The organism is Oleiphilus sp. HI0123 (assembly GCF_001635315.1).
The window spans coordinates 1-15961 of the sequence record NZ_LWGE01000068.1 but is presented as its reverse complement, the minus strand read 5'-3'; the positions used below and the strand labels follow the sequence as shown (position 1 = coordinate 15961).

Below are 15961 nucleotides of genomic sequence, written 5' to 3'. Positions count from 1 at the left end.
CATAGCGCTGACCGTTTTGAACATAGTGCGCTGCACTTAGACTGAGCATTTGAATCTCCTGCTCACTTAAAGCACGTTTCACCTTGCCAGGACTACCCAGCACCATCGAGCCATCCGGCACGACCATATTTTCAGGTATCAAGGCGTTCGCGCCAATCAAACAATTCTTACCAATTTTCGCGCCATTCAGTACAACGGCATTAATACCAATCAAGGAATTCTCTCCGATATGGCAACCGTGCAACATGACCTTGTGGCCAATCGTCACATTTTTCTCTATTTGTAAGGGAAAGCCCGGGTCAATATGAAGAACAGAACCGTCTTGAATATTGCTATTTTCACCAATGATAACTTTATCGTTATCCGCACGAATCACCACATTAAACCAGATGCTAGCACCCTCATGGACTTCGATATCGCCAATTAATGATGCGTTTGGCGCAACAAACGCTGCGTCACCAATAAATTTTGGTTTTTTGCTTCCCAAGGAGTAGATCATTTACCTTCACCGTCAAAAATTGTTATGTTCGCATCAAATGCAATATTCATCAGTTCAACAAGCACCACGGCAGACAAGCCCCAAATTTCATAACGCTCGCCCTGATGGTGGTAATCATAGCTTGGCACAGAGAATGCCAGACCTTTGTAGGTCATTCTATCACGACGCACGGGTTCTTCATTTAAAAAGAAACTCACCGGCACTTTGAAAATACTGTCTAGTTCATCTAGATTTGGCTTTAATTCTATCTCTGGCTCCACCAGGCCGACAAAAGGCGAAACACGAATACCGTGCAGGGATATCACCTGACTCAAAGGCCCTAGCAGCTCAACTTGTTCAGGGTGGACGCCAATCTCTTCATGACACTCTCGAAGTGCAGTATTAACAAGTGTTGTATCTTCCTCATCATACTTCCCCCCCGGAAAGGCTACCTGCCCTTTATGTGTATTCATATGTTGCGCCCGGCGCGTGAAAATAATCTGAGGCTCTGGTTCGCGGGTTAAGGGAACTAGAATACCTGCCTCGGGTAACTCTTCGACAATATTTTTTGGCTGATGCTGCTCGATTCGCGCTCTCAGTAAATTAATTATTTGCATTGGGGATTAGAGGTTCCAAAACTTAAGTGGCGAATAAGGAGCTCGTTGACAGATCTAGTAAAAAAGCTCACTCAGATAAAGATCTCAAGTTGTTTACTAAGCCAAACTTTAGCATACTGCCCCCTCAATAAAAATCACTGGTGAGAAACCTATGAAATTCTGCAGTCATTGTGGCGACGATGTTGAGAAAAAGATTCCTGAAGATGATAACCGACAGCGTTACGTCTGCTTAGGCTGTGAACATATCCATTACCAGAACCCTAATATTGTTGCCGGCACCATTCCCACTTGGGGCGATAAGGTATTATTATGCAAGCGCGCCATCGAACCCCGTTTAGGCTATTGGACTCTGCCAGCGGGTTTTATGGAAAACCAGGAAACGACAGAAGAAGCCGCTATGCGTGAGACCTGGGAAGAAGCAGAAGCGAAGGTAAACTTAAAAGGCTTATTTACTATGATCAGCGTCCCGCAGATTGATCAGGTACATATCTTTTTTCTCGCTGAACTCAAACAGGAGAGCTACGCTGCAGGTCAAGAAAGCCTAGAAGTAAAACTCTTCGACGAACAAGATATCCCCTGGGATGAAATCGCTTTCCCAACAGTTAAACGCAGTTTGAAGACGTTTTTCGAAGACCGAAAACGGGGCACTTACGGTGTGCATGTCAGTGATATTTTCCGCGAACCGCGTGAGATCCCTGAGCATGTTGCAGATTTACTTGATTAAGACCAAATACTTAAAGGCCGGGAGTTAAAAAAATGAAATACCTACATACTATGGTTCGTGTCAAGGACCTAGAAGCCTCTCTGGACTTCTATTGCAATAAACTAGGGCTCGTTGAGGTCAGTCGCAAAGACAGCGAGAAAGGCCGATTCACACTAGTATTTCTTGCGGCACCGGACGATGCTGATGAAGCGAGAATTATCAAAGCCCCTTGCCTGGAACTAACATACAATTGGGACACTGAAGACTACACCGGCGGTAGGAATTTCGGGCACCTGGCTTTTTCTGTCGACAATATCTATGAGCTATGTGAAAAACTACAGTCACAAGGATTAACGATCAACCGGCCTCCGAGAGACGGCTACATGGCCTTTATTCGTTCACCCGATGGCATATCAATCGAACTTCTACAAAAGGGCGATAACCTTGCACCTGAAGAGCCTTGGGTATCAATGACGAATACGGGGGAGTGGTAAAGAGTTTAAGGGCTGTAGGTCTTAATAATTTCTTTAACTCTTCCCTGCTGCTTCATCTTTCGCAAGTGATGATTAAATGCAGAGACAATTGCCTGATGATCAGCTAAAGACTTAACAATCGCCATGTGAAGCTCACGCTCAGTATAAGCGGGCTCTACAAATTTAAGCTGTTCGTTAAGCATCTTATTTTTCTGCATCAAGCGACTCAAAATCAAATGATCACCAATGCCGATATCTATCCGCCCCAGTGCCAGCATCTTTAACATGCTTAAGGCGTTTACCATTGGGGTTTTATTCAGCCCTGCAGCATTGTCGAAATTATGACCAAAACTCGCCCCCTTTCTTACTCCTATTTTTAAACCTTTTAGATCATCCAATTTCTGATATGAAATCACTTCGCTCTGATCAGAAATAAAGCTAATTTGATTAACATAGTAAGGGTCGGAATAAAGAAAATTGCTCGCTCTTTGCTCGTTAAACCATAAGCCGATCAATACATCAACCATGCCTTTTTCGGCTTCTGCTAATACTCTTCGCCAAGGCTTAATTGAGACTTCAACGGAGTAGCCTGCACGCTCGAAAGCTTCTATTACAATCTCTGTTGCCAATCCTTTGCGCGGCTGCTGTTCATACAGAAACGGCTCCCAAGGCGGGCCTGCCAAACGCAGAGTTTTCTTAGGCTCCACATTCGAGGCTCCTTCATCATTAAGGCCTTGACCTGCAAACACCCTCATACTGACAAGCAGCAACCCGCCAATCAGTATGAGTGCATTTCGAAGCACTGGTAGCATAAACAACAATACTCTGATCAGGACTTTAGCTGTTATCAGCTAGATAGAACCAGGTATCAAGCACCGAATCGGGATTTAGTGAAATACTATCGATATCCTGCTCCATTAACCAACGCGCTAAGTCAGGATGGTCTGAGGGGCCTTGCCCACAAATACCAACGTATTTGTTTGCTCGCTTGCAAGCGCTAATAGCATTTTCCAGTAGTGCTTTAATCGCCTCGTTACGTTCATCAAACAAGTGAGCAATGATTCCAGAATCTCTATCGATACCGAGTGTTAACTGAGTTAAATCATTGGAACCAATTGAGAAACCATCGAAGTGCTCCAGGAACTGATCTGCCAAAATAGCATTTGCAGGCAGCTCACACATCATAATGACTTTCAGGTCGTTCTCACCACGCTTTAGGCCTTTCTCGGCCAGTAATTCTACCACGTGCTTGGCCTCGCCAACTGTTCTGACAAAAGGCACCATAACTTCAACATTGGTCAGGCCCATTACATCGCGTACACGCTTAAGCGCTTCACATTCTAAATAGAAACAGTCACGGAAGGTTTCAGAAATATAGCGCGATGCACCACGGAAGCCGAGCATCGGGTTTTCTTCGTCTGGTTCATATAATGTGCCACCGATAAGGTTGGCGTATTCGTTAGACTTAAAGTCTGACAAACGAACAATCACACGTTTTGGGTAGAACGCCGCAGCCAGTGTCGAAATACCTTCAACCAGCTTATCGATATAGAAATCAACCGGAGAGGCATATCCACTGATACGCTGCTCGACTGTTTGCTTAAGGTCAGGCGGCAAGGTGTCAAAGTTCAGCAAGGCCTTAGGGTGCACACCAATCATTCGGTTGATAATAAACTCTAGACGAGCCAGACCAACACCTTCATTTGGCAGTGCCCTGAAGTCGAAAGCCCTATCAGGGTTTCCGACATTCATCATAATTTTCAAATCCATATCAGGCATCGAATCGACAGAGTTTTCTTTCAACTCAAAGTCGAGTAAGCCTTCATAGATAAATCCGGTATCACCTTCTGCACAAGAGACGGTTACTTCTTGCCCATCGCGCAATACATCACTGGCATCACCACAACCAACAACAGCAGGAATCCCGAGCTCACGCGCAATAATCGCAGCATGGCAAGTACGGCCACCACGATCTGTCACGATAGCTGAAGCACGCTTCATTACCGGCTCCCAATCCGGATCAGTCATGTCTGTAACGAGTACATCACCGTCCTGAACCTGATCCATGTCAGCAATATCATCAACGACTTTCACTGCGCCACTACCGATCTTGTGACCGATACTGCGCCCTTCTACGACAACGGTTCCGGTCTCTTTCATTAAGTAGCGTTCTAGAATAGCAGTACTAGAACGACTCTTAACCGTTTCAGGGCGCGCCTGAACAATATACAACTCACCGTCATCACCATCTTTTGCCCACTCGATATCCATCGGGCGATCATAGTGTTTCTCGATAATCAGCGCTTGCTTGGTCAGCTCATTGAGCTCTTCATCACTCAGTGAGAACTGTTTGCGCTGTGCCATATCAACCTTGACGGTTTCAACCAGTGAGTCACTATCATCCTGGCTATAGACCATCTTGATCGCTTTGCTACCCAAGTTACGCTTGAGAATTGCTGGGCGACCAGCTTCATAAGTGGGCTTATGTACATAAAATTCGTCTGGGTTCACTGCACCCTGCACGACAGTTTCACCCAAGCCATATGAGGAAGTGATAAACACCACATCTCTAAAGCCGGATTCGGTATCGAGGGTAAACATAACACCGGAGCTCGCCGTCTCACTGCGCACCATCTTTTGAATACCAGCGGACAATGCGACTTCACTATGCTCAAACTCATGGTGAACACGATAAGAGATCGCTCTATCGTTATAAAGCGAAGCAAAAACTTCTTTAACCAGAGCTTTAACTTGTTCGATTCCGGTAACATTCAAGAAGGTTTCTTGCTGACCAGCAAAAGAAGCCTCAGGCAAATCTTCGGCAGTGGCGGAAGAACGAACTGCAACGGCCAAGTTTTGATTTCCGTCTTGTAGCTTTTTGAAAGCATCTTCAAGCGCCCTATTGAGAGCCTCTTGAAACGGAGCCTCCATCACCCAGCCACGAATTTTGGCACCACTTTCTGCCAAGGCTGTAACGTCTTTTACATCGAGTGAAGCAAGCTCTGCATTGATACGCTCACTTAAGCCGTTCTCTGATAGAAAGTCCCAATATGCCTGAGCCGTTGTAGCAAAACCGCCCGGCACCCTTACCCCTACAGAAGATAGATGACTAATCATCTCGCCGAGTGAAGCATTCTTTCCCCCCACTCGATCAACATCGTTCATACCCAGTTCATCAAACCAAATAATGTAGTCCTGCAAGGCTTATTCTCCTGTACATTAGCGAAATACTGATAATTATGCGCTTTACTTAACGCGAGCAGGTGTGAATTGTAACACTTTATGCTAACTTATTTGAATCAATCCTCGGCTTCAAAATAAGGTTTTTTATGGGTAATCAGCGCACTGCTTTTTTCATTTCAGACGGCACAGGTATCACCTCAGAAGCGTTAGGCGTCAGTTTATTAACACGATTTGAAGAGCATGAATTCGAGAAAGTCACGCTTCCTTACGTTGATAGCATTGAAAAAGCCCTCGAAACGGTCGAGAAAATTAATGCTGCGGCGGAGTTAAATGGCGCGAAAGCTATTATTTTCGACACCATCGTTGATGATGGCATCAGAAAGATCATCAAAAAGAGTAATAGCTTGATGATTGATATTTTCGCCGCTTTTCTAGGGCCGCTGGAACAAGAGCTCGGCGTTCGCTCTTCTTATCAGGTAGGTAGAACACGCATTACTAAAAATACCCGCTATGACCAAAGAATAGAGGCTATTAACTACGCACTCGACAATGACGACGGTGCTCGCACCAAACTCTATGACCAAGCGGATGTGATATTGACCGGCGTATCGCGCAGTGGCAAAACCCCTACTTGTCTCTATCTTGCAATGCAGTACGGCATTAAGGCGGCCAACTATCCAATTACCGAAGAAGATATCGAAGACCAAAAGCTGCCCGCCTCTTTACGCCCCCATAGAAACAAGATTTTTGGCCTGACTATTGAGCCTGACAGGCTTGCCGCCATTCGCCATGAACGACGCGCTAACTCGCGTTACTCTTCAGCAAAGCAATGTAATTATGAAGTTGAAGAGGTTGAGCTAATGTATCGCAGAGAAAGGATTCCCTTTTTGAATACGACACATTACTCGGTTGAAGAAATTGCTACCCGCATCATGGTGCAATCGGGTATTGAGCGACGCTGCTAGCCATAACGCTAGCAGTACCTGTTTAGCACTTTTCTGCTTTTAGCGTTTAGAGTTCTTTAATCTCTAAACCCAGTCCTTCAAGCGCATCTCGCTGACTTTGCTGGCTAATCACCGCAACACTCGCTAAGCCTGGCTGCAGGTAAGTCTTGGCAACACGCTGCAGATCATCAATTGTGACCGACAAAACTTTCGCCCTAAATGCTTCGCGATGCTCCTGGGTTCGACCAAACAACAAGTTATGGTAATCACCCTTTGCTTCACCAGCCGGCGATCTTGGTTTATCGATTTGCGATACAACTCCCAAGATAGCCTGCTCTAACTCTTCTCCATCATGCTCCTCGATATGCAGCCAATCTAATGAAGCGTCGAAGTCATCAAGTGTTTCACTTAGACGAGGATCACGATAAGAGAAAAATCTGAAGGATGCCGAACCTGAGTCCTGCCCTGCACCACCGCCATAGGCACCACCTTGCTCTCTGATCGTCCTATGTAAATAGCCATTTCTTAAAAAGCCTCCCAATACAGACAAGGCTGGTGCATCATCATGACCGACAGCGACAGTAGGATAAGCCTTGGCACAGAAGTTGACTTGCGTGGACGTTAGCCAAGCTTCTTTTACGGTTTCACGTCTCTCTGTTAAAGAAAAATGACTATTCGCAGCAGGTTCAAAGTCTTTATAGGACTGATGAATAAAGCCTGCAATTTCATCAGAGACTTCCGACTCCGAGACCAGTAAGAACTGACGAGGCTGTGCTAAAACTGCCTTATGAATTCTTTCCAAACCTTCAGCCAAGCTGGATAAGGCTTTACTATCGATATCGCCACTTTCAGTTGATAGCGATTCATCTAAAGCCTTCAAGGCTTTAATGCCTTGCATTCCCCCTAGCTGATAAGCGAGGTAAGAGCCAGGGCTCATTCTGCTAGAGGCAACCCCCATCGCCAATGCATGACCGCTACTGGTTACACCTTGCTCACGACGCGCTCGCATCTGAGCCACCAGTTCGCGAAGACGTTCATGCTCATCGAAACGAACGTTGTCGAGCGTTTCCTTAAGCATCTCTGTCAAAGCAACGTAGTTTCGACTAAGCGCCTTCCCTGAAAATACCAATACTCCTTTGATATCTTGAACGTCGTCAATTTCGCCCTTAACGGAGCTGTACGCTCCCAGGCCACCAGTTAAAGCAGACTGCTTATTCTGCATTTCCAGGTAACTGCTCTCACCCGCACCTAGAGCGGTAACCACGGCAGTATAAATCGGCAAGAGTGCTTGCAAGTCTTCGCTAAGCTCAGGCATATCAATAATAATCTGCTGATAGACCAAGCCATTTGTGCCTTGGTGGTAACAAGTAATATTATCCGAAACTTTGGCTGGTTCGCCTTTGGGGAAGTGTAAATGCAGGGGCACGTCTGGAATGCCGACCTTAGGCAAGATCGATTCATCATCTTTCATGATCTGACGCTGCTTCAAGGCTTCCGCCTGATCTATGACCTTTTGCTTCTCTTCCTCGTTCAGATTCTGCTTAATTTCAGCTAGTTGCTTCGTTAGCAGAGCTGTTCTGACCTCATCGTAAGAAGTATCCGGACGAAGAGATAAAGTGACTCGGTGTGAGTTATCCAATAAGTGCTTTTTCACCAAAGATTTGAAATATTCAGGGTCTTTAACGCGCTCTCTTAACTTTTCAATCACCGGCTCAAGGTCTAGCAATGCGACCGGGTCGCCACCGTGCAACATCGAAGGCAATGCGCCGAGTATCAACTGCAAACCGTAAGGGTAACTGTCTCCCGCAATTTCTCGCTGACTTAACTCAAGCTGATGCAATACCGCATCCAAACGTTCTTTAGCAACACCTTCTTGGGCAACTTTCTCTAACACAGCGAAGATTTCTGCTTCTAGCTCTTCCTCTTTACCCGGTTCACTTCCCTCTAAACCACACGCAAAAGCCATTTCTCGGTTAGAGTCTTCCAAACCACACAAGGGTGATGGCGCATGCCCTAGCTTTGAAGCCTCTAATGCTCGCTGCAATGGTGCAGCACTGTTCTCAAACAACACATCAGCCAATAGATGTGCTTCGAGGTTTTGTTCCAAATCAAAGCTGTAACCTAACAACCATGAGACAACAATGTGCGTCTTATGTTCGGTCGGCTCATCTTTTTCAACGGGGTAATTTTCCTGAATCCGAATCGGTGCACAATAGCGTTGCTCATCGTTGATTCTGATTCGGTGATCTTCTTTAGAGAATCTGGATAAAGCGTAACCCTGAAAGTGACAATGGTGCTCATAAGCTGGAATATCGCCAAAGGTCAGAAACACAGCATTACTTGGATGATAGTGCTTTTTGTAAAAGCCTTTTAAGTCATCATAACTTAAACCGGTGATATGCTCAGGATCTCCACCACTATTAAAGTGATAGGTAGTAGTCGGATACAAATGGCGCGTTAATGTCTGCCATAGTTGACTAACCGGTGAGCTCATCGCTCCCTTCATTTCATTATAAACAACACCCTTGTAACTCAGATCGCTATTGGCATCATCTGCTTTTTCAAACTCAAGTCGATGCCCCTCTTGTAGAAAATCCATCTCGTCGAGTCGAGAGAAGAAAACTGCATCGAGATACACTTCGAGAAGATTATTAAAATCTTTCTTGTTTTTACTTGCAAAAGGGTAAGCCGTCCAGTCACTACTGGTAAAGGCATTCATAAAAGTATTTAAGGATCGGCGGATCATCATAAAGAAGGGGTCACGAACCGGATATTTCTCGCTACCACACAGTGCCGTATGCTCAAGAATATGTGCGACGCCAGAGTTGTCAGTCGGAACTGTTTTTAGACCTACCAAAAATACGTTTTCGGTATTAGTGGTCGCAAAATGCAGGTGCCTGGCACCCGTCCCCAAGTGCTCATACTCTTCGGCTGTCACATGCAAAGCATCAATGCTTTGAGTGCGGATCAGTTTGAAATCTTTATGCTGCATGTTAGCCATATATCGTTAATACCTTATATTAATACTACTGAATGATTATACTTTTAGGACAATAACCCAAACGCTCTATTGAGCACTCAACTGCACTTTTACAAGCAGAAAGCAGTTTAGCCCAGAATCGAATATTCTGTGACTTATCTTACATTTACATCTTATTTCTAAGCATTTTTTTCTATTTGAGTCTACACTCTAAACATAACGTAAGCGATGCGCCTTCAATACTCAAGCAACGATTAATCCAGAGTACATATTTTACACGTTAGTAAACGGAAATGTGGCGGAGCAACTCAGCTCCTATTTCTTAAGGGTAGTATATAAATGGTCGATCTTAGACCTCTTCTTTTTATAAATTTCTTAATGATTTTGCTGTTAATCATTGCGGGCACAGGGCCGGCAAATAATGAAGCAGACATTGTAAAAGCTAAAACTTCTATCGAATCCGAGCCTGACGTACCGGTAAGTGCGGGCACACCGGCTCCTCAAGAAACAACGAAAGAAGCTGAATATATTGAGCTTAGTGAAATGAGCAAACAAGTGCTTGACTCGCTAAAAAGAACTGAAGACCTTGCGTTTTCTGAAGAAGCAATTTTCGCAGATGAAGTTGAAGCTCCGGCCCCTACCCCGCCCATAAGAGAAGTTATTATCTCTGAAACGAAGAAGCCCGAAGTAATCACCTACAAAAACACAGAACAGCCCGAGCCCAAACCTGTCATTACCGGCACTTTGATTGTGCGCTCAAACGTTACCGACGATACCGTATTGGTAAACGGTAAACCTTATGGCCCAACTAAACTGGAAATGCAGCTAACACCTGGTAATTACAACATCGAAGTTGCTAAAGAAGGTTATCAGAGCTGGTTATCAAGCGTTGATATACGACGCGGAAGCACCAAAACACTAAAAGCTCAGCTTCAGCAATTTACTAAAGTTGATTACCAAAATGGTATGTGGGCAAACGATATCAAGACAGGCGAAGGAAGCTACATTCAAGAAGGCAGCTTTGAATACAACGGCTCCTTCGTTAATGGCAACTTTCATGGCATCGGCTCTGTCCGATATGCCAACGGAATGAAATACCAGGGAGAGTGGTTTGAAGGCAATATGCAAGGCCGCGGCACCCTCACCACCACAGACGGCGATACCTACATTGGTGAGCTTGATGAAAATGAGTTTAATGGTGAAGGAACCCTAACCAAAGCTACCGGTGACATCTATACAGGTTTCTGGATTGATGGCGTGCTCAATGGGCAAGGCTCTCTTACAACCAAGGGGGGCCTACTATATGTTGGCGGCTTCTCAGACAATTTATTCCACGGTAACGGTTCCCTAACCTACCCGGATGGCGGACACTACGAAGGTTCATTCTCTAACGGTATGTTCCACGGCAAGGGTGTCGAAACCTATGCGAACGGTAAAAAGTATGTCGGACAATTTATTGATGGCCTCTATCACGGTAAGGGAGAGATCCTAAACCCTAATGGAAGTAAGATCACCGGCACATTTAAAGATGGAAAGCCATTTGGCAAGGCAACGCTAACCACAGCAGAAGGCGAAGTGTTTACTGCCAGATCCAGCGAGCCTGGCGTGTGTTACCGGCAAAAAAGTTATCGAGCAACGGAGTGTCCTAAGCTAGAAGGCTGGTAATCAACGTTTGCAATTAGACACAAACGGCCAGCTACGACACGTCCATACAGAATTTTAAAGTACGAATTTGAATAGAGATTAACGAGGTATATGATGACAATTAAAAGCGCTTTATTGGTAGATGACTCCAAGGTCGCCAGGTTTGCATTGAGTAAGCTTTTAGAGAAAATCAGCCTTAAAGTCGATATGGTTAACTCCGGCGAAGAAGCCTTATCATATTTGGCGTCCAACAATAATCCTGACGTTATTTTTATGGATCAGCTCATGCCGGGTATGAACGGCGTTGACGCTACCAAAGAAATAAAAATGAATCCTGAGACATCAGAGATTCCCATTATTATGTGCACCTCAAAAAAGTCAGATGAATTCTCTGAAGATGCACGTAACTTTGGTATTTATGGTGTGCTAACCAAACCTGCTGAGTCTCAGCAAGTGGTAGAGCTTATTGAAAAGCTCACTAGCGACATAGCTAATAACACGCTACCCAAACCTGCGATTTCTATCTCTCTTAGTGATCAGGAACAGGCTCAACTTGGTAAAATCAGCAAAACTGAGCTTCCGGACGAACTTCAAGACAAACCTGCCGCAGCGCCGAGTGTCGAAGCTTCGTCTGATATCATTGAACAAGTCGCTCGATCAGCCGTAAAAGCGAATGTTAACAACCGCCTTCACGAGCTCCTATCCAGTCTATTCGACGAGCAATACGATCATGTCAAACGCATCCTGAGTGATTCAAAGCAAGAGCAGCAGGATCACTTAAAAGGCATCATGGATGAATACGTCAACGAAATTAATAAGAAAACTGAGTCCATTAAAGAGGAAGTTGCTGCAGAAGTAAGTCTGTTTTTAGGAAACCAACTCACTGAATTTAAGCAAGAGCTTCTGGATAGCAAAGCTCATACAGGCTTAGACCCTGTACAAATTGAAGAATTAAAAGAGCACCTTAGCTCTAGCCAATCTATGGACACTGAGTTTTGGCAACGCTTACAGGGTGACGCAATAAAACAAGCTCATGAAATCACGCGCGAAACTGCAGAAGACGTCGCAGCACAAACAATTGAAACCTATATCAGGCAAAACCGAGCTGCTTCCAATAAGTTTTATGGCATGGCGCTGGCGGCCAGCATAGGTGTATTCGCAGTCGGTATTGCTGTTACTGCAGGACTGTTTGGCTAAGCACTTGAATCAGCATACTGAAGTGACTGCCAAGCGTAAGCGCTCCAGGTCACTTTCAGTATCAACATCCTGAACTCGCCCGCCGAGGTAAACAGGCGTCGTTTTGTTGCGCAAGATTATGCCTTTCGCGCCGCCCTGATTTCCCGGTACAGCCAAGCCTTTTAGCTGAGGCAAATACGACCAAGGAAAGTATGCGGGCACTCCAAGACTAAGCTCCTTGTCCTCTTCTTGATATCCTGCACAAATTATTTCATTCGCTTGCTCATTAACTAAAGTACAGTATTTGCGCAAGTCACTTGTTTCTATTAAGGGCTGATCCCCAAGCAAGAACAACAGGCCATCCACGTTTTCATCTGTCAGCAGGGCTTCGCTCTCTGCAGATGATGCTGCGCTAGCAATGACCTTTCCCATTCCCTCTTGCCATGCACTCTCATGTAAAACCTTTGCAACACCAAAAGAAAGCACACTGTTAATTTCTTTGTAATTAGCGCCCAGCATCACCCAGGTTTTTGGGAAGACCTGAGACACCGTATCAAACACATGTTGCAACAAGGGTTTCCCGTGCCAATCAGCCAGCTGTTTAGGCGAACCGAAACGACTCGATTCTCCAGCTGCCAGGATCACCGCAATAATATTTTTGGCTTCGACGACTTGTTTATCACTCACATTGAGTTCCAGAATAAATTCTATTTATAGGGCTAAGGTGCCTGATAAATATAGAAATTACCACATAGAATAAGCATACCCTACGATATGTATACCAAGAAGCACTAGGCCCAAATAGAAAGACCATGTAAAATAGTCAACTATTCTTACTTAAGCAGCCGAAAACTATGCAAGCCGACACCTCTCTTTTTTCTTATCCTAAGTACTGGGCAGAATGCTTCGGTATTGCACCCTTCCTACCCATGTCTCGTGAGGAAATGGATACTCTGGGTTGGGATAGTTGCGATGTTATTATCATTTGCGGTGACGCTTACGTCGACCACCCCAGCTTTGGCATGGCGGTCATTGGTCGGCTGCTAGAGTCTCAAGGTTATCGAGTTGGAATTATTGCCCAGCCGGACTGGACATCGAAAGATGATTTTCAAAAGCTTGGTAAGCCAAATTTATTTTATGCGGTTTCTGCGGGCAACATGGACTCGATGATCAATCGTTATACAGCTGATCTGAAGATTCGCCATGACGATGCCTACACCCCAAACAACGAGGGTGGTAAGCGCCCTGACCGTGCAGTAACGGTTTATAGTCAGCGCTGTAGAGAAGCCTACAAAGATATCCCGGTTGTGATCGGTGGGATTGAAGCTAGCCTACGCCGAATCGCTCAATACGACTACTGGTCAGACAAGGTAAAACGATCGGTTCTGATGGACTCAAAAGCAGATATCCTACTTTATGGGAATGCAGAGCGAGCAATATCTGAGGTAGCCCTACGTATATCCCGAGGTGAACACCCCAAGGATATGAAAGATATCAAAGGAACAGCTTGCCTACTAAAAGAATTGCCAGAAGGCTGGAATATAAAAGATTCCTCGCGCATCGAAAAACCAAAAGCGCTTGACCCAGCGAACCACCCGTTCCAGAAAAACCCTTATCAAGAAACTGAAATAGAAGGTTCCGAGTCGACAAGTAAATGCGCCGACAATCAGCAAGTCGATAAAGCAGAGCCAATCAAAATTTTACCATTTCCAGAACAAAGCGCTGATAAAGAGAGAGAATTTATCTTACTCCCCTCTTTTGAAAAGGTTTCCAAGGACCCTGTGCTTTATGCTCACACCTCCCGAATACTGCACCTGGAAACTAATCCAGCCAATGCCCGAGCCATTGTTCAGCCTCACGATCAACGCTATGTTTGGGTAAACCCACCAGCCATTCCTCTATCGACAGATGAACTTGATAGCGTCTTCGAACACGCTTATCAGCGAGTGCCTCATCCTAGCTACGGTGATGCAAAAATTCCTGCCTACGAGATGATACGTTTCTCGGTCAATATTATGAGAGGCTGTTTTGGTGGCTGTTCATTCTGCTCGATCACAGAACATGAAGGCAGAGTAATACAGAGTCGATCAGAAGATTCCGTTATCCATGAGATTGAGCGAATCAGGGATATGACACCCGGTTTCACCGGCACCATTTCTGATCTGGGCGGACCTACTGCAAACATGTACCATCAGAATTGTCGCTCAGAGGAAATTCATGCAAGTTGTCGTCGACTGTCATGCGTCTATCCTTCAATTTGCAAAAATCTGATTACTGACCACTCGCCCACAACAAATCTATACCGACGCGCCAGAACACTACCCGGAATTAAACGCATACTTATTGCTTCCGGCTTACGCTACGACCTAGCAGTAGAAGACCCGGAATATATAAAGGAACTTGTTACACACCATGTAGGCGGCTACCTGAAAATTGCACCGGAACATACTGAGAGCGGCCCTTTATCAAAAATGATGAAACCCGGCATGGGCACTTATCATCGCTTTAAAGAACTATTTGAAAAATATTCTGCCGAAGCCGGAAAAAAGCAATACCTTATTCCTTACTTCATATCAGCTCACCCTGGCACGCGCGATGTCGATATGATGAACTTGGCATTATGGTTAAAAGAAAACGGATTTAGGGCGGATCAGGTACAAAACTTTTATCCCTCACCGATGGCTAGCGCCACCGCCATGTACCATTCCGAGAGAGATCCGCTCCACCGGATCAATTACAAGACAGAAAAGGTGTCCATTCCCAAGGGCATAAAACAGCGACGCCTACATAAAGCGTTTTTGAGATATCACGACCCGGACAACTGGCCACTGTTGCGAGAAGCGCTTAAAGCGATGGGTAAGGCTCATTTGATTGGCTATGGGAAAAAACATCTCGTTCCACCAAACCAACCAGTTAAAGGTACTAAGCAAGGTGCCAAGATGAGCCAGAATAGAAAAGCGGCTCAAAGACCAGGAAATAAGAACAAGCAGGGAAATAGAAAGAATCAAAAGGGAAAGATTCTGACCCAGCATACTGGCCTTCCTCCCCGTAAAAGTAAGTAAGAATATTTAACAGACCTAAAAGTGTGCAGCAATACTCACAAATTTGTATTGCTGCACAACAATCCCTATAATCCGCCCCCCCGTTTAAACGACATTTTAATGACCGAGAGAAGCCTTCTCTCAACCAGAGGTATTCATGTTCGAACCCCGCGCAAGCTCGCATCTCAGTATCAAGAACGACGTCCTATCCGGCTTAACCGTTGCATTGGCGCTAGTCCCTGAAGCTGTTGCATTTGCCTTTGTTGCAGGCGTGGAGCCAATTGTTGGTTTGTATGCTGCTTTCATGGTCGGACTCATTACGGCTTGTATCGGTGGTCGACCAGGAATGATTTCGGGTGCTACCGGTGCTCTTGCCGTTGTTATGGTATCGCTGGTCGCACAACACGGTGTTGAATACCTCTTTGCTACGGTAGTTTTAATGGGAATCATACAAATTGCGGCAGGCATGCTAAAACTAGGCAAGTTTATTCGCATGGTTCCCCACCCGGTTATGCTTGGCTTCGTTAACGGCCTCGCGATTGTGATTTTCCTCGCTCAACTTAGCCAGTTTGGAGAAAACAACGGCACGGGCTGGTTGCAAGGAACAGGACTAGAAGGTTCCATTATTGATATTGCCTGGCTCGAAAGTAATGCCATGATCACAATGCTTACTCTCGTTTTTGCTACCATGGCTATTATTCATTTCTTACCCAAATTAACCA

Annotated in this window: 13 protein-coding genes; 7 read left to right on the top strand and 6 right to left on the bottom strand. The window is 45.3% G+C overall.

What is annotated here, in order from left to right:
• A partial coding sequence (locus A3761_RS00755; RefSeq protein ID WP_068749634.1) for a gamma carbonic anhydrase family protein occupies positions 1-499 on the bottom strand: 499 nt, incomplete at its 3' end.
• Entirely contained in the window at positions 496-1095 is a 600-nt protein-coding gene (locus A3761_RS00750) for a CoA pyrophosphatase (RefSeq protein WP_231872054.1), read from the bottom strand. The genes A3761_RS00750 and A3761_RS00755, both read right to left, overlap by 4 nt.
• 151 nt (positions 1096-1246) lie before the next feature.
• Here A3761_RS00750 and A3761_RS00745 point away from each other — a divergent pair, with 151 nt between their 5' ends.
• Complete coding sequence (locus A3761_RS00745) at positions 1247-1819, top strand: NUDIX hydrolase (protein ID WP_068512534.1); 573 nt, start codon at positions 1247-1249, stop codon at positions 1817-1819.
• A 32-nt stretch (positions 1820-1851) separates the two neighbouring features.
• On the top strand, positions 1852-2292 hold the full coding sequence (gene gloA, locus A3761_RS00740) for a lactoylglutathione lyase (protein WP_068740061.1): 441 nt from the start codon (positions 1852-1854) through the stop codon (positions 2290-2292).
• Between the two features lie 5 nt (positions 2293-2297).
• Here the strand turns inward: gloA and A3761_RS00735 are convergent, their stop codons facing one another.
• Together A3761_RS00735 and ppsA are read right to left on the bottom strand one after the other, a co-directional pair.
• Positions 2298-2978, bottom strand: coding sequence for an ABC transporter substrate-binding protein (locus A3761_RS00735; protein WP_197469620.1), 681 nt, complete (start codon positions 2976-2978; stop codon positions 2298-2300).
• Between the two features lie 130 nt (positions 2979-3108).
• Positions 3109-5436: a phosphoenolpyruvate synthase gene (ppsA, locus tag A3761_RS00730; RefSeq protein ID WP_369808144.1), complete on the bottom strand. Its 2328-nt coding sequence runs from the start codon at positions 5434-5436 to the stop codon at positions 3109-3111.
• Positions 5437-5600: 164 nt separating this feature from the next.
• Between ppsA and A3761_RS00725 the strand changes: the two genes are divergently transcribed.
• Positions 5601-6419 (top strand): pyruvate, water dikinase regulatory protein, encoded by an 819-nt coding sequence (locus tag A3761_RS00725; RefSeq protein ID WP_068507784.1) that lies wholly within the window; start codon positions 5601-5603, stop codon positions 6417-6419.
• Between the two features lie 46 nt (positions 6420-6465).
• Here the strand turns inward: A3761_RS00725 and A3761_RS00720 are convergent, their stop codons facing one another.
• Positions 6466-9399 (bottom strand): insulinase family protein, encoded by a 2934-nt coding sequence (locus tag A3761_RS00720; protein ID WP_068566441.1) that lies wholly within the window; start codon positions 9397-9399, stop codon positions 6466-6468.
• A 318-nt stretch (positions 9400-9717) separates the two neighbouring features.
• Between A3761_RS00720 and A3761_RS00715 the strand changes: the two genes are divergently transcribed.
• Positions 9718-11043: a PEGA domain-containing protein gene (locus tag A3761_RS00715; RefSeq protein WP_068512485.1), complete on the top strand. Its 1326-nt coding sequence runs from the start codon at positions 9718-9720 to the stop codon at positions 11041-11043.
• 90 nt (positions 11044-11133) lie between these two features.
• Positions 11134-12219: a response regulator gene (locus tag A3761_RS00710; RefSeq protein WP_231872053.1), complete on the top strand. Its 1086-nt coding sequence runs from the start codon at positions 11134-11136 to the stop codon at positions 12217-12219.
• Between the two features lie 9 nt (positions 12220-12228).
• Here the strand turns inward: A3761_RS00710 and A3761_RS00705 are convergent, their stop codons facing one another.
• The gene (locus A3761_RS00705; RefSeq protein ID WP_068512482.1) at positions 12229-12885 is read right to left on the bottom strand and encodes a nucleotidyltransferase family protein; all 657 of its coding nucleotides are present in this window, start codon (positions 12883-12885) and stop codon (positions 12229-12231) included.
• 167 nt (positions 12886-13052) lie between these two features.
• Between A3761_RS00705 and A3761_RS00700 the strand changes: the two genes are divergently transcribed.
• Both A3761_RS00700 and A3761_RS00695 read left to right on the top strand, forming a co-directional pair.
• Complete coding sequence (locus A3761_RS00700) at positions 13053-15260, top strand: YgiQ family radical SAM protein (protein WP_082865016.1); 2208 nt, start codon at positions 13053-13055, stop codon at positions 15258-15260.
• A 136-nt stretch (positions 15261-15396) separates the two neighbouring features.
• Positions 15397-15961 (top strand): SulP family inorganic anion transporter (locus A3761_RS00695; protein ID WP_197472682.1); only part of this gene is annotated, 565 nt, incomplete at its 3' end.